Origin of the sequence: Microbulbifer jejuensis, assembly GCF_047289955.1 — a bacterium.
Classification (GTDB): domain Bacteria; phylum Pseudomonadota; class Gammaproteobacteria; order Pseudomonadales; family Cellvibrionaceae; genus Microbulbifer.
In genome coordinates, this window is record NZ_JBLBUB010000044.1 from 1 (window position 1) to 15,477 (window position 15,477).

At 53.4% G+C, this 15,477-nt stretch carries 19 protein-coding genes and 1 pseudogene; 10 read left to right on the forward strand and 10 right to left on the reverse strand.

The annotated features are described in order from the left end of the window. From ACL7TT_RS19520 to ACL7TT_RS19555, 8 genes and pseudogenes are all read right to left on the reverse strand, one after another. Nucleotides 1-2,157: pseudogene (locus ACL7TT_RS19520) on the reverse strand (hypothetical protein); the annotation flags it as partial. Then, nucleotides 2,154-2,333: a hypothetical protein gene (locus ACL7TT_RS19525; RefSeq protein ID WP_413397878.1), complete on the reverse strand. Its 180-nt coding sequence runs from the start codon at nt 2,331-2,333 to the stop codon at nt 2,154-2,156. The pseudogene ACL7TT_RS19520 and the gene ACL7TT_RS19525, both read right to left, overlap by 4 nt. Then, a complete protein-coding gene (locus ACL7TT_RS19530; protein ID WP_413397879.1) occupies nt 2,334-2,603 on the reverse strand; it encodes a hypothetical protein in 270 nt (89 codons plus the stop codon). It lies immediately after the preceding gene. A gap of 3 nt (nt 2,604-2,606) precedes the next feature. Next, nucleotides 2,607-2,849 carry a hypothetical protein gene (locus ACL7TT_RS19535; protein ID WP_413397880.1) on the reverse strand — a complete coding sequence of 81 codons (243 nt, stop codon included), beginning with the start codon at nt 2,847-2,849 and terminating at the stop codon, nt 2,607-2,609. Nucleotides 2,850-2,932: 83 nt separating this feature from the next. Further along, on the reverse strand, nt 2,933-4,936 hold the full coding sequence (locus ACL7TT_RS19540; protein ID WP_413397881.1) for a phage major capsid protein: 2,004 nt from the start codon (nt 4,934-4,936) through the stop codon (nt 2,933-2,935). Next, complete coding sequence (locus tag ACL7TT_RS19545) at nt 4,926-6,530, reverse strand: phage portal protein (protein WP_413397882.1); 1,605 nt, start codon at nt 6,528-6,530, stop codon at nt 4,926-4,928. The genes ACL7TT_RS19540 and ACL7TT_RS19545 overlap by 11 nt, the downstream gene beginning before the upstream one ends. 9 nt (nt 6,531-6,539) lie before the next feature. Continuing rightward, nucleotides 6,540-7,076, reverse strand: coding sequence for a hypothetical protein (locus ACL7TT_RS19550; protein WP_413397883.1), 537 nt, complete (start codon nt 7,074-7,076; stop codon nt 6,540-6,542). A 3-nt stretch (nt 7,077-7,079) separates the two neighbouring features. Continuing rightward, on the reverse strand, nt 7,080-7,643 hold the full coding sequence (locus ACL7TT_RS19555) for a terminase gpA endonuclease subunit (protein WP_413397884.1): 564 nt from the start codon (nt 7,641-7,643) through the stop codon (nt 7,080-7,082). Between ACL7TT_RS19555 and ACL7TT_RS19560 the strand changes: the two genes are divergently transcribed. After that, nucleotides 7,644-8,117, forward strand: coding sequence for a replicative DNA helicase (locus tag ACL7TT_RS19560; protein ID WP_413397885.1), 474 nt, complete (start codon nt 7,644-7,646; stop codon nt 8,115-8,117). Between the two features lie 17 nt (nt 8,118-8,134). Beyond that, complete coding sequence (locus ACL7TT_RS19565) at nt 8,135-8,524, forward strand: hypothetical protein (RefSeq protein ID WP_413397886.1); 390 nt, start codon at nt 8,135-8,137, stop codon at nt 8,522-8,524. 216 nt (nt 8,525-8,740) lie between these two features. On the opposite strand, the gene ACL7TT_RS19570 is transcribed toward ACL7TT_RS19565, so the two are convergent. Continuing rightward, nucleotides 8,741-8,992, reverse strand: a complete 252-nt coding sequence (locus tag ACL7TT_RS19570) for a hexameric tyrosine-coordinated heme protein (protein ID WP_299948299.1) — start codon at nt 8,990-8,992, stop codon at nt 8,741-8,743. 696 nt (nt 8,993-9,688) lie between these two features. Beyond that, nucleotides 9,689-10,078, reverse strand: a complete 390-nt coding sequence (locus tag ACL7TT_RS19575) for a DUF6632 domain-containing protein (RefSeq protein ID WP_306040229.1) — start codon at nt 10,076-10,078, stop codon at nt 9,689-9,691. A 184-nt stretch (nt 10,079-10,262) separates the two neighbouring features. Here ACL7TT_RS19575 and ACL7TT_RS19580 point away from each other — a divergent pair, with 184 nt between their 5' ends. The 8 genes from ACL7TT_RS19580 to ACL7TT_RS19615 all read left to right on the forward strand — a co-directional run. After that, the gene (locus ACL7TT_RS19580) at nt 10,263-10,640 is read left to right on the forward strand and encodes a D-Ala-D-Ala carboxypeptidase family metallohydrolase (RefSeq protein WP_413397888.1); all 378 of its coding nucleotides are present in this window, start codon (nt 10,263-10,265) and stop codon (nt 10,638-10,640) included. Nucleotides 10,641-10,737: 97 nt separating this feature from the next. Continuing rightward, nucleotides 10,738-11,091: a hypothetical protein gene (locus ACL7TT_RS19585; RefSeq protein ID WP_413397889.1), complete on the forward strand. Its 354-nt coding sequence runs from the start codon at nt 10,738-10,740 to the stop codon at nt 11,089-11,091. 86 nt (nt 11,092-11,177) lie between these two features. Then, complete coding sequence (locus ACL7TT_RS19590; RefSeq protein ID WP_413397890.1) at nt 11,178-11,597, forward strand: hypothetical protein; 420 nt, start codon at nt 11,178-11,180, stop codon at nt 11,595-11,597. A 4-nt stretch (nt 11,598-11,601) separates the two neighbouring features. Then, entirely contained in the window at nt 11,602-12,078 is a 477-nt protein-coding gene (locus ACL7TT_RS19595) for a hypothetical protein (protein ID WP_413397891.1), read from the forward strand. Between the two features lie 119 nt (nt 12,079-12,197). After that, nucleotides 12,198-12,731 (forward strand): hypothetical protein, encoded by a 534-nt coding sequence (locus tag ACL7TT_RS19600; RefSeq protein ID WP_413397892.1) that lies wholly within the window; start codon nt 12,198-12,200, stop codon nt 12,729-12,731. Nucleotides 12,732-13,333: 602 nt separating this feature from the next. Continuing rightward, a complete protein-coding gene (locus tag ACL7TT_RS19605; protein WP_413397894.1) occupies nt 13,334-13,846 on the forward strand; it encodes a hypothetical protein in 513 nt (170 codons plus the stop codon). A gap of 353 nt (nt 13,847-14,199) precedes the next feature. Continuing rightward, nucleotides 14,200-14,457: a hypothetical protein gene (locus tag ACL7TT_RS19610; protein ID WP_413397895.1), complete on the forward strand. Its 258-nt coding sequence runs from the start codon at nt 14,200-14,202 to the stop codon at nt 14,455-14,457. A 478-nt stretch (nt 14,458-14,935) separates the two neighbouring features. Continuing rightward, the coding region (locus tag ACL7TT_RS19615; protein ID WP_413397896.1) for a transposase at nt 14,936-15,477 on the forward strand (542 nt) is incomplete at its 3' end.

Consider the following 15,477-nt stretch of genomic DNA (forward strand, 5'->3'; position numbering starts at 1 on the left):
ACCACTGCCAACAGCCATCTCACCTGCGCCAGTGTAGCGGGTCCAGGCGTTTATCCAGTCAGACGTTTCGAAAGCTTCCAGAAAGGTGTGACGCGTGGTGCGAAACTGTGCCCGCTCCTCAAGCGTGGCCCCCACGGTGGCATTATCCTCCGGTTTATTGCCACCATAGATTTTGTCCCAGTCCGCTTGGGAGCCGGCCAGCTGGTCGATTTTATTGAGCAGTGCCTGTCGTTGGGTGTATACCCCCTGCCATTTGCTATTCCAGGTGTTGCGGTTGATGGTGGTGACCGTGGCGGTATTGTTCCAGCCGGTACCGCTGAGATAATCCGATAGGGCGGTAATGGCTCCGCTATAGGCGGTTTTCTCGCTGGTAATACCGTAACGGTTCGCTTGGGTTTCAATACCGGACTGCTCTGCGAGCAGTTGATGGTACTCGCGGATAACCTGGGGTTTTTCCCCGGGGTGCAGCTTGCCATCTGCGGCAATTGTATTTAAGTCGGCCAGTGCCTCGGTGGCATCGGCCTGGGCATCAGCAGCGGCGGCTTCGGCGGCAGCGGCCCTGGCGTCGGCCACAGAGGCATCCAGCAGTGCTTGGGGATCGCCGCTGCCACCGAGGGTGACCACCAAACCGCCGTAGGTGCCGCCGTCACTGGAACTGGCCCACACGGAAAGCTCATTGGCACCCGCCACCAGCGTGATTGGAAAGCTGTACCATTGGGTAACCCCATCGTCGCCACGCATTACGCCGACTTCGCGGCCATTGAGGCCAACCCGGGCACCGCCCTCGGCATCATTGGCCAGCACATGCAGATAGCCGCGCCCGGCACTGGCGTTAAAGGTGTATTTGGTGCCGCCGGCATAGTTTGTACTGACAGGCCAGCTCAACCCCAGGGGTCTGCGGTCCCATTTAAATTGCAGTGCGGCGCCGAGCATACCGGCTTCGCGGGCCTGCTGCGCAATGGCGTTGAGCAGGGTGTTGCGGGCATGGTACGCCGCCTGCCAGTTGATGTTCCAAAGGGTGCGGCTGATGGGGGTATCTGCACTGGTATTGTTCCAGGCGGGTGTGAGGCCACCGAGGTAACTGGTGAGCGCGGCCAGGTTGCCGGTGTAATCGGCTTTTTCCGTGGTCAGGCCGGCGCCGTCGGCCTGGTTTTCCAGCCCCGCCTGCTGAGCCAGTAATTGCGCGTACTCGCGGATAATCTGCAGCTTTTCGCTCTGATGCAGTATGCCGTCCGCGGCGATAGTATCCAGGTCCGCCAGGGCAATATTCGCATCGGCCTGGGCCTCGGCAGCGGCATCCATGGCCTGTTGCACACTGGGGTCTAGCGCCGGGTCCTCGTAGTCGTCATAAGGCGTGCGGGATTTGGGCACAAACAGCAGTCGCACGGCACTGGTGCCGAGACAGTGATCCCCCAGCCCGGCACTGCCGGGGGCGTCGGGACTGTGGCCATAGCAGGCAATGAGTTTATTGTTGCTGAGTACCGGCATTGGATTTTGAGTACCGTCTACCAGCAGCACCACACCGCCGGGGGCGCCGCCACCGCCGCTGCCACCGGGGATAGGTCTTAGCTCAACACCGCGACCGGGGCCACCATCACCACCGGAGCTGTCGATTTTCCCGGACACACCCAACGCGATACCGCGGGCGATCACCGCCAGGCCGGCACCGCCGCTGCCACCAATACCGCCAAATCCTGCCGGCTCGTAGCTGAGGTCACCACGCAAATAGCGGAAGGAATTGCCACCGCGGGCGCCACCCGTGCCGCGCAGATCATGGGGTATGCCCTGCAGATCCCCGCCCTCGTTGGTGATATTGAGTGGCGGCATCACCGCATTGCGCCCGGTGATCACAACCCCGCGGCTTTCCTCGAAAATATGGCCAGGCACACGCTTGCCAACCACCCGCCCGGAGCCGCCGCGACAGGAACCCAAAAAACCCCGCCCGCCATTGCTGGGGGTACCGCGCAGGATGCCGTCGATCTGCAGTACCCCGCGCACCCGCAGTTCCACATTGTCACTGACAGTAAGCATACGCCCGGCGGGAATGGTTAAATCCCCCGGATAATAAAACACTGCTCGACTATTTGGGTTGCCGGCGAGGCTGCCATCCGCAGTTAAAAAACCACTACTGTCGATACTGAGGCCGGCGACAGTCATGGCGGTGCCTTCGGCGCTATACCAGCTGTCCGGCAGTTCCGCACCGGTGCTGTCGGGCTGATCGTCGATCCTGCCGGCGGGCTGGTACGCGACTGCTGCACCCGATCACCGGTAATAGGCAGGCCGGTAACAGCGGCGGTCACCGCGTCCAACAATTGCTTGGCGACATGGGCCATTTATTGCTGCTCCAGAATCAGGGAAACCCCACCGCCGTTGCGGGGCTGACGCTCGCGGATGGCATAGAGCGCACCCTTAATAGTCAGCGCCGCACCAACACCGGCGCCCAGGGCGATTGCGGTATCGGCATCACAGGTGAGCACCGGTACCGTGCCCGCCTGCTGCGCGGCCTCCTGCCAGGCATCGGTAAAAATACCCGGCAGGGTGCCGGCGGGGGCCCGGGCTTCCACATAGCCGGGCAGGTCCGGGTCGATCAGTTCGGTGTACATGGGTTATTTGTCGTCGGACTCTTTTGCTTCAGTCGCTTTCTTTTCGGCGGTGACCGCTGCCAGCGTGCGATTACATTTACCGGGCAGGGCCTTGCCACAATTGAGTAGAACACGGGCATCGTTCTTGCTGACCTGACCAGTGTCTTTGCCGATTTTGAGCACGGTGCCCCGTGCGATAAATTTATCGCCGACTTTGGTGTTGCGGGTGATGGTAATCTCGGCGACTTCATTCTGTTGCTTTTCCATGGGGAATTCTCACAAAGGGAAACGGATGAATAAAAACAGGGGCCCGCAAATAGCGGACCTCTGCGTTAGAAAGGTTGAAAAATTTAAGGAGTAAACTGCTTGCCGTGGCAGAAACTTTCCGGGTGGCGTCCAGCGGTATCACAGGACTGATGCGCAGTAATGCGCACGGTGCCGGCCTTGTCACCACTGTAGGGGTTGACCAGCATATCCAGGCCGCCCCACATGCCGATAATCACATCGGCAAAATTGCCGTGCAGCAGATCGCCCACAGCGGCCTGGTTGGAAACCACTGAGTTGTAGCCGTTGACCTGGTTGCCCGGCTCCCAGATGGTCTGGCCGTTGCTGCCGCTGAATTTTTCCGTGGTCTTGAAATAACCGCGCAGTCCCGGCGCCATCACATAGGCAGCACTCTCCACGTCGGCGTTATCCAGGGCGGTCTCAGTTTCCATCTGCACCACTTCGGCAAAGGTCGGATACACCCCGACAAAATCGACGGTGTTGATACCAGTCAGATTGGTAATGCCGCGGGGCTGGCCGTTGGCGCCAGTGCCGTAGAGCGCCGCCCGGTCCATACCCAGCGCCATCTGCTTGGCCAGGTCCATACGCACCAGATTCTCGGCATCCGGGGAACCTTGCAGCAGCAGCTGGCGGGATAGCTCGGTATAGGCGGCACCGTTTTTCGGGGACAGTGCCACCTGATCAAATACCGGTAGACCCTCGGCGGGGATATCGCTGTTTTCCGGATCCAGCCAGTACATGGTGACGCCGCCGATCTGGCGTGGAATCGCCAGGTTGCCGTTGAGGCCGGTTAATATTGTGGCGCCGAGGTTGGACAGCACCATGCGATTGCGCAGCAGTTCGATAAAACTGGCGGCAAGATGGGTGGTGCCTACCAGGTTGCCACCGGTATCGCCGCCGGTGGCGGTGAGGGCACGCAGATTAAAACCGGCCCGCGCCAATTGCCCCTGGGTCACCGCTCGAGTGGCCACCAGGGCATCGTGGGGAATCATATGGGAGCCTTTACGCTCGCCCTTAAACTTGTCCACGGCAGTCTGGCTGCACTCCAGTTCAAAGGCGGCATCCTCGCGGTAGGCGGTATTCTCGGGAAAACTCATAGCACGGAGCAGTTTGACAAAACTGAACCGGCCCACTTCGCGCTCGCTCAGGCCGATTCCCGGGCTCTCCGCCTGAGTGCCCTTTTCTTTGGCGCGGGCCTCCAGCAGCGCGGTGGTAAAGTCGTGCTTGGTTTTCGTTGCGTCGCGCAGGTATTCGTTTACCAGTTCGCTGGGCGCATTGTATTGGCGCGCCAGGTCGAGAATATCGGTCATGCGCTGGGTTTCATCGGCGGCGCCCTGTTGACGGGCGGCTGCGGCGGCAGCTTTTTTCTCTTCTTCGGTCATAGTGGGTTCTCGGGTAGTGTTGGGGGTTGCAGGCAGATCGCTGACAGTGGGTGCCGCACCGCGGTCCCCGCCTCCGGCGTTGTTGTCAGATTCCTGGGGAGTTGGTGTCGCCGTCCTGGTGGCCGCGCTGCGACCGACACCCACGGCGTCATCGGCGGGCAGCGACACGTTGGAAATTTCATAGGGTTGCCAGCGTGTAACGTGATACACGTCCGGGCTGTCTTCACGCTCCTCCACCAGTTTCATTTCGAGGATGGAGTAACCCACGCTGACCTTGGTGCGAATGCGATCGGCAATATCCTGGAACAACTCATCACCCCGTTGGCCGCGGCTATAACGCAGAGTTGCGCGCGCGATGTGATCACTGTCCACACGGGCGGAATCCACTACACCCACCTGGGTCCATCTGTCGTGTTGGTCCAGTACCGGAGCGGCGTTATTAAGCAGGGACAGGTCCACCGCTTCGGGGGTACAAATCAATACCTCAATGCCGTACCAGCGTTCGACCGCTTCCGTTTCGCTGGCAAATGCCACTTCAACAGTGCGGGCCTCCTGATCGATAGGGCTGCGTTCTTCCTCACCCTCGGCTCGGGTGCCGCTCGGCGATGAGGTACAAAAAAGGGCCGCTCGATGCGACCCTTTGTCATTGATCTGGCGAATCAAATCGCCCAGGTTTTTAGGTGTCATCTTTGTCGGACTCCTGCTTTTCTTGTTCGGCGGACTTTTCGGCAGCTTTGTTGGTAGCAATCTCCGGGTCGATACCGCGGCGGCGCAGCTCATCCTCTTCGCGCTGGATTTCGTCCCAGACCTCTTCCGGTTCGCGCCCGCGGTCGCGGATCACTTCGCTGCGACTGGTGACGCGCAGCACTATGGCTTCCCTGTGCGCGTCTATTTCTTTTTTGGGGTCCACCCACGCCCAGCGTCGACCGTTGAACGCGGCACCTTCGCAATAGCGGCTGAGCCCGGCGGCGGGCAATGGGCTTCCTCCACTGAGGCGCACGGCCCCCATTAGCAAGGCTTGGGCCAGCCAGTCGTCGAAAATGGGTTGGAGTATGTTTTCTACCAGCCAATCTTGAAGCGTCTTCCAAACTCCATGGTCCTCCAGAGCACCAATACGACCGCTAGAGAAGTTCACCCCCTCAAGATCGTTGGCAAGGCTGAAATAGGAAACGCCCAGGGCAGCGGCGATGGAGCGCAAGATCCCTTTCACAAATTCACCGTAAGCCTGGTTGGGGTGTTGAGGATCCCAGGTGTTCAGCTTGGCGCCGTGAGGCAGCATTTGAAAAGTACCGCCTTCTACTTCCATGTGGAAGTTCTCGTCGTAGTCCTCGGCGTCCTCGTCGTACCCGGGTTCTCCCTGGCCGTCAAAGCCATTATCCTCTTCGCTGCGCTCAAGCACTCCCATGGTGGAAGCACCCACCACTGCGCCAGATAGCTCGGCATCTTCGTACTGATTCAGTTTGTAATGCCGTTCGGCAGCGGCGGCCGGAATAGGGAAGCCGCGCGCCTGGTCGATATACTCATCCAGAAATTCGTGGATGATGCGATCGGCAGGGATGCGCAGATAACCGCGTCCATGCAGGGTGTAGTAGTCGGCATGGGTGGTGTCGGTGCTGTGCAACCAATAGGCCACCCGACGACCAGCGCTGTCGAACTCGACCCCCAGGGTGATTTTGTGCCCAATTTTTCCCGGTGCGTGGTCGCTGGTTAATTGCAGCAGCAGCGGGTCTAGCAACTGCACAGCAAAGCCAAACGGCTTGATTTCCGAATTGCGGATCTTGAGGGCGAGTATTTCGCCATCACGCAACAGGCTGAGCAGCATTAATTCGCACAACCCTTTGTAGGATTTGCGCCCGCGATAGTCGAGCACCCCTTTTTTACAGGTCTGGCGCCAGGCGGTTTCAATAGCGCGGCTGGCACGCTTATCTGGCTTGTCACTACTGGTTTTGACATTGGCGGCAAATTTAAAGCCGGCGTGGCCAATCACGTTGTTTTTCGCCAGGCTAAAAAACCTGCGCAGATAAGGATCATTCTTTGCCAGCTGGCGGCTGCGCGCGATCATCGGCAGCAGATCCCGCTGCAGCTGCTGGTTGATCGGGTGCGGAATGGTATCCCAATCTTCGGTCAGGCGGCTTTTCTGCGCGGCTTTAAAGTGCCCGGCGTTGCGCATAGCGCCGCGCACGTTGCGTGACTGTTGACCCAGCTGTTCGACTTTTTGTGTCAGACGGCCCACTTCTTCCCGCAAGGCGGCGCGCCCGGTGAGACGATCAAGAATATTCATGGTCTGCTCCTATCGAATACGGACAAGCACGCGGTTCGATGTGCGCCCGGTGCGCTTTTCACGTTCCCGACGGCGTTGGCGGTTGACCCGGCCGCGGTAATATTTTTCAGCGTTGACCATTTCGTCCCAGGTGGCATAAGTAACTGTTTGACCATCTACGGTGATGCTCTGCTTGCCGCTGGTGGCTTTTTTCTGCAGCTGTTCGCGCAGCGCTGTCAGCATTTTTTCAGCGTGGCTGCGGGGGTCATAGTCGGCACTGGCGGGATTGGGCATAACCCGCACACGGGCCTGGCTGAGAGTATGGCGGTCGTCACCCTTGCTGACCCAGGCCACCAGACTGTAGTCGCCCTCCACCCAGTTTTCGGTATCGGCACCGGAGAGCACCACCTGATGCTCAGCGCCGTTACCACTGCTGGAAATCTCATAACTGTTGTTTAACGAAACCAAACGGTAGCTCAACGTCCAGCCGTCACTGGGCAGGTAGCCGGACAGGGTGCGACCCCAACTAACACTATCGCCGGCAATTAATTTTCGCGGTTCAATCATGGCTTACCTTTTGATTCCGCCCACCCTGCGGGCACTGTTGCGCCGGCGGCGCTTCTTGGGTTTTGGGGGCTCGGGGTTGAGCACCAGCACATCGCGTTCTTCCGGCTCCGGCTCTTCCGGTTGCAAACGGGTGGCCAGGGCAGGGTAGTCAGGGTTGAGAATTTCCAGTGCAGCCAGGGCGTAGACGTAGCAGTCCAGGGCTTCATTGCGGTCGCGAACCGGTTCGAACTTTTTGACAATGCGACCATCTTTCTTTCTCGGTACGCGCTTCTCCGAGGTCAGCTGCTCGAAATATTCCCGATCAATTTTTTTAGCAACCGGAAAATGCACATAACCCGGGCCGGGCTCGCTAATCTGCAACCGCCCCAGAATGGATTCCTTCGCGGTGTCCGTGCCGATTAAATACAGGTTGACGTTGCCCTTGTTGCTTTTGCTCGGGCGACCAACCAGCGGTATACCCGGGGTGCTGGCGCCCTTGATGGCAAACACCCGTTCCAGGGCATGCTGCTTACAGTATTTGTACACCATCGCCGTATTGTGCCCGCCGGTGACCAGAGTGCGCTGCATATGAATCAGATTGCCAGCCGTGCTCGCCGTGAACACCGCAAGAGCCCGTTGTCATTGATCGTGGTGGATTACCTGCAGCAGGTGCGTGGAGATGGGATGAGCCGCGAGCGGGAAGTGGCCAGCGTCTCTGCCGGGCTCAAGGCATTGGCCAAGGAGCTGGATATACCGGTACTGGCACTGTGCCAGTTCAACCGTGAAGCAGCCAAGGGTGGCCGGCCCAATATGTCCCAGTTGCGTGATTCCGGCTCTATTGAGCAGGACGCCGACATAGTGACTCTGCTGTATCGGGAGGACAAAGACAATCCCGATTCCCTAAACCCCGGACTGGTGGAAGTGATCACCGCAAAGCACCGCCGTGGTGAGCCGGGTATCGACAACCTCAAAGCCAAGCTCAACCAGTTCCGCATGGATGTATGGACGGCGGAGGTACACCAGGCTGAGCCGTCTAAGAGATTCCGGCAATTTGTTGGTTAATCGAGATAGGGGAAAAGATGGTCAATGAAATCAGCATTCGCGAGCGCTTGTGGGAGTGGTCCAGGGCCTATCCTGAACGGGCAGGAGATTCGGTGAACTGGCCCCGTATGGCTTCATTTGGCCGAAGGATGCTACCAGGGCGCAGGGAGAGCCCGGAGCCGATAGATTACGAGAGAGCAGCCCTTACGGATGCGGCAGTATTGGCTTACCTGAATGTGATAGCCAGGCGTCAGGACAAGGAGAGGGCTACGCTGGAGAGGTTGGTTTTTTGGTTGCGGTATTACTACCGGTGGGAAATGCAGGATGTGGCCAGGAAGGTCAAAAAGTCAAAGCCCTGGGTTGAAAAAATGTGTCAAATTGTTGAAGCAACGGTGGAAGCTTTCTTTTTGTCGCAGAATGCCGCATAACTGTATTTAAAAACAGCCTGTATGTATTGACACCATACGTCCATATGGACTAACTTTGTATAAGCTGTCGCGAAGTATGCGCAGCGGGACCATACCCCCTTTGAAAGCCCCGTCTGGTTAACCCGGCGGGGCTTTTTATTCTAGCTACTTTCTTGTTTGGGAGTGAAGCTTCTCTATTAAATGAAGAAACTTTGCAGTAGAGGGCAAGCTGCGTTATCACTTCCAGTAGTTGTTAGCTGCTGCAATGGTTTGAAATTCAATTGCTACAACTTGGCTTGCAGCTATTAGACTGTCTGGAGCAGTTGCATATTTTTCACGACCAGCCACAAGCTTTTCAAGGTCTGGTTGGATGTTATGGATCGTATGGCGAGCGATCATCATCGCTAAGGATCTTCCCTCTTCTGGGGTAGCGGTGATTAAACTCCCGCCAGGTATCATAGTTAACTCTTCTTCTGGCAAATGATTCATTGCACGCTCCTTAACTAGATGTACTTGGGGTTTCGACAAAAGAGTAGCAGGGGAGACAGCATCTCTGTGACTACTATGCTTGGCGACCGAGTTTGACCAATGGGGCGAACCGCACGACAGAACTCGGGTCAGCCAGTTGACATTGTTTTGTATTACCGCGTGTGCGCTTCGAGATGTGAACAGAAGGCCCGTCAACCTAAATCATGCTCGCGAAATCCTGGGCTGCAATAAGACAGAGTGGAACCGGGAATGAGTGAGGATCTGGAAGCGATTTCAACGCCGCCTGGATAGGGGGGGCATTAGGCCCAGTGGCTAAACTCGTAGAAGATTATCAGGAGCGTTTCTTAACAGGGTGTTGACAACTTTGTCCTGAGAGGGTGTACAAACACTAGCATGCCCATTTTGCACATTTCCGGCTAAGAACCCGCTATTTTGCGGATTTTTTTGTGTTCGTAATTCGTCTGGTTGCTCCGAAGTCACTGCCCCCTATGGAAGAAACTCTCAGATGCTTTGCAATAGCCAGGCGCTGGAACAGGTGGGTACTCTATAACGATTTCAGGTTGAACCACGTAGTGGTTCACCCTGATGATTTTGAGCTCATGGGGTTCCCTCAATACTGGCTGGGGATTCCAGTAAGGTCTCTGAGTCGAGAGTGACTTGGCGCAGACTCGTATCGAAAGCAGGACAATTAGTGCGTCAAGAGGAGCACTTTTTGTGCCTGGGTAGCAGATACCAGAGAACTCCCGCAATCAAATACATGACGGGGATATTTCCGAACAGGTTCGCTAGTTCTGTTCGATCGATTAGCACCTGAAACAGCATAATGGTGGCATGCACCAAGTTTGAACAGACGGTAAACCAGATGAGACCGATGTAAGCACCGATGTTTCGGGTGGCGAGAATCAGGAATACGCCCAAAGTTGCATAGAACCCAACAATAATTTGCTCGTATTCCGGCTGTGCTGGTGCCCAGCCCCATCCTGAAGGCCATATCCATACCATCAACGGATATATGGCAAAGATATATATCAGACCCGTTGTAACTAGGGCGATAGAAAGGTATTTGGCGCGAGTAGTGTCATCCATGGTTAACTCCTGAGTGCGAGTCGCCTTTATTTGATTTTGTCATAATCAGGACGTAGAGGAATGATTAACTTTCCTTGTACCACTTCAGTATAAAAATCCCATGTTGCCATAAATGCGCAGATTCATAGCCTAAACCATTTCTGAGCCCCGCCCAGTGCGGGCTTTTTCGTTTCTGGTAAATCCAATGTTCGATAATGACTACTTCACGGAAGAGGAGTTGTCCTGCCGTTGCTGCGGGAAACTCCACTTCTCAAATGACACAATGCGTCGATTGATCAGAGTCAGGGTGCGCTTCAACAAGCCGATGGTAGTCACTTCCGGTTATCGCTGCCCGGCACACTGCGCCAAGATCGGCTCCACCATGACACACACTACCGGGCAGGCTGTGGATGTATCAGTTGCAGGTGGGCGTGCCTATGAGCTGCTGGGGATCGCGATAGAGGAAGGCTTTACCGGCATTGGGGTGAAGCAGCATGGTCCTCATGGCGGCCGATTCCTTCACTTGGATGATCTTGAGCCTATACAGGGTGAGCGTACCCGGCCTACTGTCTGGAGTTATTGAGGGGGAGAGCGTATGAAGGGGCTGGCGCAGAATTGATTTGGAGACAGTAATCAGGATAATGGTGATCAGTATATAAATGTTATGGCTTCGAGCAACGATGAGCACTAAGACGACAACACTTTATCGACCTACGGGCCCAAAAGAACTCAAGCTCGTAGAAGAGTCAGGTTTTAAGCGCTGGCCACCTCGCTTGCCAATGCAGCCTATTTTCTATCCCGTTACGAACGAACGCTACGCGAAGGAAATCGCCACACAATGGAATATCAAGGATAGTGGTGTGGGTTACGTCACCAGGTTTGAAGTAAACTCTGATTTGATGGCCAAGTACAAAATCGAACAAGTAGGTGCCTCACATCACACAGAATGGTGGGTTCCAGCAGAAGAACTGGAGCAACTAAACGATAATATCGTAGGTCTAATTGAGGTCATAGGTGAGTACAGAAAGCCATAACAAAGTGGTCAAGTACGTTCCGGGCCTTCGGTCCAAGACAGGACGTGCAGACAGCGCGCACCTATTACCACGACGTTAAATGTCATATGAGTAAGATTGGAAAACATTTAATACTTGTGGCTGTTATGGGGGCTGCCATGCTGTGTTCAGCATTGTACATACGACCTCCCAGCATATTCGATCTTCCGCGCTATTTGGATATTTTTCTAAACCTCAAGAGCTACTTTGCTCAAGGGTTTCTTTCTGGGATGCTGGGCTTTGTTCTTGCAAAGCAATTTGGTGTTTCCAAATACTCTGTCTTTAACATTGGCATAAGTATTTCCGTTCTGGTTTTGGCTTTGAATAGTATTAGAGTGCAAACTGTGGATTTGTACTACGTACAATATTCAGTATTGCCATTAGTCGTTGGTATTGCAGGTGGAATCACTGTAGCTGAATATGTGCAACACTTTACAACTTTAGGAATCCGAGGACTACGACGCAGGTTCAAAAAGTGTTATGAGTAAGAGCGTGAAAAAATGCATAATTATCTTGGCTGGTTTTTTATTATGGGGAAAAGCTTTTGCGTGCTCCATCCCAGCTCAAGGCTCTTACTGGACTCATAATGAGCTTATAGAAAAAACAGATACAATATATCTCGCCACACCGGTCTCTAAAGATCACCGGTTTAAGTTCAAAGTAATCGAAGTATTAAAAGGTCAAGAAGTAGCAGAATTTCAGTGGCGTGGCTTCCGCTCTAAAGATGAGCATAAGTCGGTTGACTTCGACTCGCATGAAAACCCTGATTTCTGGAAAGAAGGGGATGAACTAGTTGCACGATCACTATACTATGCTGGGGCGTGTACATTACAATTTACTTTCTTACCTGGTGAGAATTATCTTATATTCAAAGAATCTCCAGGCCATTTTCATTCTGCTGAAATTATTAAAAAATCTAGTGACAAGTGGTATCAATATGTTCGAGCCAAAGTCACCCATAACAAGTAAAAGTGTTCGACCTCAAAATTTGATACTTAAATAAAAAGCCGGCCCCTGAGCCGGTTTTTTTACGCCTAGAGGAAGCTACTTCCCCAAGCCACAATCTGGAGCTACTGAGGGGAGGGCGTATGGAGGATTTCACTATTCAGGCTGGAGATATCCAGGGAGACAAAGTGAACCTGCAACCCACCCGCATCCCAAAACTACTGAGGCTGGCCAAAGGCCGTGATTGCGTCCGCTGTGGCAATAACGAGGGCAGTACCGTGGCCGCCCACTACCAGGGCCAGCGCAGCCACAGCTACGGTAAGGGCCGGGGAATCAAGCCCCACGATGCCATGGCTGCACACCTTTGTTATCGCTGCCACGCTGAGGCGGATAGCAGTGGTCTGGGTAACTGTCCCGAGGCCCACAGCAGACGCTTTCTGCTGCTGATCATCACTACTCAAATGAATTTGTTTATAGAGGGGCGCATCACCGCACGAGACTATGCCCAGGCCTTCCTGCTGAAGCTGTGCCGCAATACGGCGGAACTTATGGAGTGTGGAGAGCCTGAGCTTCACGACATCGCCTGCCGCCTGGCCGAGTGCTGGGACTCAGGTGAGATCGCTATCGCCTCCCAGGGGGCCATGGTTAGCAGCTTTGTGGGGGCATTCCATAGATAATGTGACCAAGTGAGAGAGAGAACTTCGATCACTGTGATTATTATTTTGGCAGGGAGGCTTATTTTTCCTAAAAACCAAAAAATACAGCGGGTTACATTCTGTGGTGGCTTTTGAGATACTAGAGCAATCATAATCATTTTTCCATGTGGTACATTAGCACTAACTTTCTGTATCTGATTGATTCACAATGACTTTTTTATGATTTGGCGTGGAATCAAATCTGAGATAATAATTATGAATGGGTTTATAGGATAAATAATGTATGGGGAAGGATATTTTTATGGCATAGGTTTGGTACTTTTATTGTGGATTCTTATACGTTATCGTAGATAAAGGTTACTTTAAGAAAAGGTGTGATCTACTAAAAAAGACTTAAGAAAAAAGAGCGTTCGATGTCGACTGGCAATACGAAGCCATCACAAGTAAATAGAAATTGGTCATAAGCAGCCACACACATAACAATCTCAGACAGTTTGCGTTGGCCCCTGGCGAGGTTTCTGTGAGGCAGTCTTCAATACATTTCGACCGCACCTATAGTAAATAATAGAAAACAATAATTAAATAGGATTTTCTAGAAAAGTAGTCAACAGGAGGGTGCTAAAATGGCGGTAACGGATGAGTCAATAGAGAACTTTCAACGTGGTAGAGTTGGTGATAGTTTTTTAGGGGTCGTTATATACGATCCGGAAAAAGATGAATACTCACTTCATTTGGCTTTAGCGTTGCGACAAGACAATCAAGATATACCCAATGATGCTGATACTCAACAAAACCGTCTAAGTCGAATCAATGGAGTAATACGCTCTCCACTTCCTGGATCTGGTGGGCATTCACAATTGGTAAACTGGGCAGGTGGGCAAGCAGTTCAAATCGCCCGAGGTCAAGCACAAGGGAACGCAATAGGTTTTTCAATAATTAAAGATGGTGCAGGTTCATACAAGATCGGGACTTATCGCTCAGGTTTTAACACTCAGCATTCTGGAAGGCGTCCAGGATTTGCCACAAGAGCAGGAAATGCAGATAGAACTCTAATAGAGAGAGATATTGCAAGCATGCTCTCTGAGTTGAATGCAAATATCAGAACAAAACATGGGCGAAGCCACTCATTTTCCTAAATAGTTAGTTTAATCGGGTAAAGGAGGGTTTCTAGCCCGCCCTCCCCACACCACCGCACATGCGGGTCCGCATACGGCGGTTCATTGGACCTTTTGCGTTTTAGAGGTATAAATCAGCTACTTTGCGATTGTTGTCTTTATCAGACACCTAACTTCCCAAACCGGTCGCTGAGCCGGTTTTTTACTCTGAAGGGGGTGATCATATTTTGCACGATTGCACCAAATCCATGTAACTGGTTGTTTTTAATGCAGGCTGTGGAGAGTTGGCACAGAATTGCTTCCGGGCCAGTAATCAGGATAATAGTAGTCATTGTTATCAGTATATAAAGTTTATGCATTGCAAGGGAGTAGAGATGAACACTGAAACTCGTGAACGATATTTAAGATGGCAAAATTTTAGGATTACACAATTTTCATTCGCCATTAATCTCTTCTTAGGCTTCGGTGTTGCGTCACTCGCATTTGCAATCAACCAAAAATTGAGTGAAAGCTCAAAAATTGTCGGTGATATAGATTCGGTTATTAGTTGGTGGGCAGCTTCTTGTGTATTGGGTTGTTTCGCGACCATAGTTCGTCTTTTAGATTTTAGATATACAGCAAAAAAAAATTAAAAACCCAGAGGCTTTCAATCGAATTATGGCTCAGTATCCTGGGGCAGCTTCTGGGTGCAAATCATCGCATACATATATGGAGCTCTGATTCTAGTGCGGGCCGTACTCAATGCATAACAACGCAAGACAACAACACCCACTCTGTGGGTTGGACCTCCATTCCAGGCTTTCAGCCTTCCATTACGGCCGTTGCTTGCGGCGTTAAGCACTCTTATGGATGAGCAACCAATATTAAATCTAGGTGGTTATCTTCTGGCTCTTAGAAGGCTCAGCGGAAACCGCTGCGATTTCTGGGTGGAGATATTTGACCTTAAAGGTGATGTGGTAGGCGATTTTAAAAGATATCTATCAAACCGAGATGTATCTATACTTGATAGAGAGTTATAACCAAATCTGGTGTTTGAGGGTTTGAAAGAAAGCAGCGTATCTGGTTGATTTGTTGTGGCCAAACAATGAAACCAACCGAGAGTACGCCGCTATGAACAAGAATACCGTTGTTGAGTTTACAGGTCGACAGGAGGCCGCTGACCCGCTGACCAAGCTTTTGCGCCGAGGCGCACGGGAGCTGCTGCAGCAGGCGATTGAAGCCGAGCTATCGACCTTCATGGAAGGATTTGAAAGCCGCCACCTGGACGACGGCCGCGCTGCTGTCGTCCGCAATGGTCACCTGCCAGAGCGTGATATACAGACCGGGATTGGACCAGTAAAGGTGAAGGTGCCGAAGGTTCGCAGCAAGGACGGGGAGCCGGTGACCTTCCGCTCGGCCTTGGTGCCACCGTATGTACGCAAGGCCCGCTCGTTGGAGACGGCGCTGCCGTGGCTATACCTGAAGGGCGTTTCAACCGGTGAAATGGAAGAGGCCCTGTCGGTACTGGTTGGCCCAGAAGCAAAAGGCCTGTCAGCCAGTACAGTGGCCCGCCTAAAGGCGCAGTGGAAAGGCGAGTATGATACCTGGCGAACCAAGCGACTGGATAAAGATCGCTGGGTGTACATCTGGGCAGACGGCATATACAGCGGCCT

Excerpts from the sequence above, each read along its gene's own strand:
- ACL7TT_RS19525 (WP_413397878.1), bottom strand. The coding sequence starts at position 2,333 with ATGGCCCATGTCGCCAAGCAATTGTTGGACGCGGTGACCGCCGCTGTT.
- ACL7TT_RS19530 (WP_413397879.1), bottom strand. The coding sequence starts at position 2,603 with ATGTACACCGAACTGATCGACCCGGACCTGCCCGGCTATGTGGAAGCC.
- ACL7TT_RS19535 (WP_413397880.1), bottom strand. The coding sequence starts at position 2,849 with ATGGAAAAGCAACAGAATGAAGTCGCCGAGATTACCATCACCCGCAAC.
- ACL7TT_RS19540 (WP_413397881.1), bottom strand. The coding sequence starts at position 4,936 with ATGACACCTAAAAACCTGGGCGATTTGATTCGCCAGATCAATGACAAA.
- ACL7TT_RS19545 (WP_413397882.1), bottom strand. The coding sequence starts at position 6,530 with ATGAATATTCTTGATCGTCTCACCGGGCGCGCCGCCTTGCGGGAAGAA.
- ACL7TT_RS19550 (WP_413397883.1), bottom strand. The coding sequence starts at position 7,076 with ATGATTGAACCGCGAAAATTAATTGCCGGCGATAGTGTTAGTTGGGGT.
- ACL7TT_RS19555 (WP_413397884.1), bottom strand. The coding sequence starts at position 7,643 with ATGCAGCGCACTCTGGTCACCGGCGGGCACAATACGGCGATGGTGTAC.
- ACL7TT_RS19560 (WP_413397885.1), top strand. The coding sequence starts at position 7,644 with ATGAATCAGATTGCCAGCCGTGCTCGCCGTGAACACCGCAAGAGCCCG.
- ACL7TT_RS19565 (WP_413397886.1), top strand. The coding sequence starts at position 8,135 with ATGGTCAATGAAATCAGCATTCGCGAGCGCTTGTGGGAGTGGTCCAGG.
- ACL7TT_RS19570 (WP_299948299.1), bottom strand. The coding sequence starts at position 8,992 with ATGAATCATTTGCCAGAAGAAGAGTTAACTATGATACCTGGCGGGAGT.
- ACL7TT_RS19575 (WP_306040229.1), bottom strand. The coding sequence starts at position 10,078 with ATGGATGACACTACTCGCGCCAAATACCTTTCTATCGCCCTAGTTACA.
- ACL7TT_RS19580 (WP_413397888.1), top strand. The coding sequence starts at position 10,263 with ATGTTCGATAATGACTACTTCACGGAAGAGGAGTTGTCCTGCCGTTGC.
- ACL7TT_RS19585 (WP_413397889.1), top strand. The coding sequence starts at position 10,738 with ATGAGCACTAAGACGACAACACTTTATCGACCTACGGGCCCAAAAGAA.
- ACL7TT_RS19590 (WP_413397890.1), top strand. The coding sequence starts at position 11,178 with ATGAGTAAGATTGGAAAACATTTAATACTTGTGGCTGTTATGGGGGCT.
- ACL7TT_RS19600 (WP_413397892.1), top strand. The coding sequence starts at position 12,198 with ATGGAGGATTTCACTATTCAGGCTGGAGATATCCAGGGAGACAAAGTG.
- ACL7TT_RS19605 (WP_413397894.1), top strand. The coding sequence starts at position 13,334 with ATGGCGGTAACGGATGAGTCAATAGAGAACTTTCAACGTGGTAGAGTT.
- ACL7TT_RS19610 (WP_413397895.1), top strand. The coding sequence starts at position 14,200 with ATGAACACTGAAACTCGTGAACGATATTTAAGATGGCAAAATTTTAGG.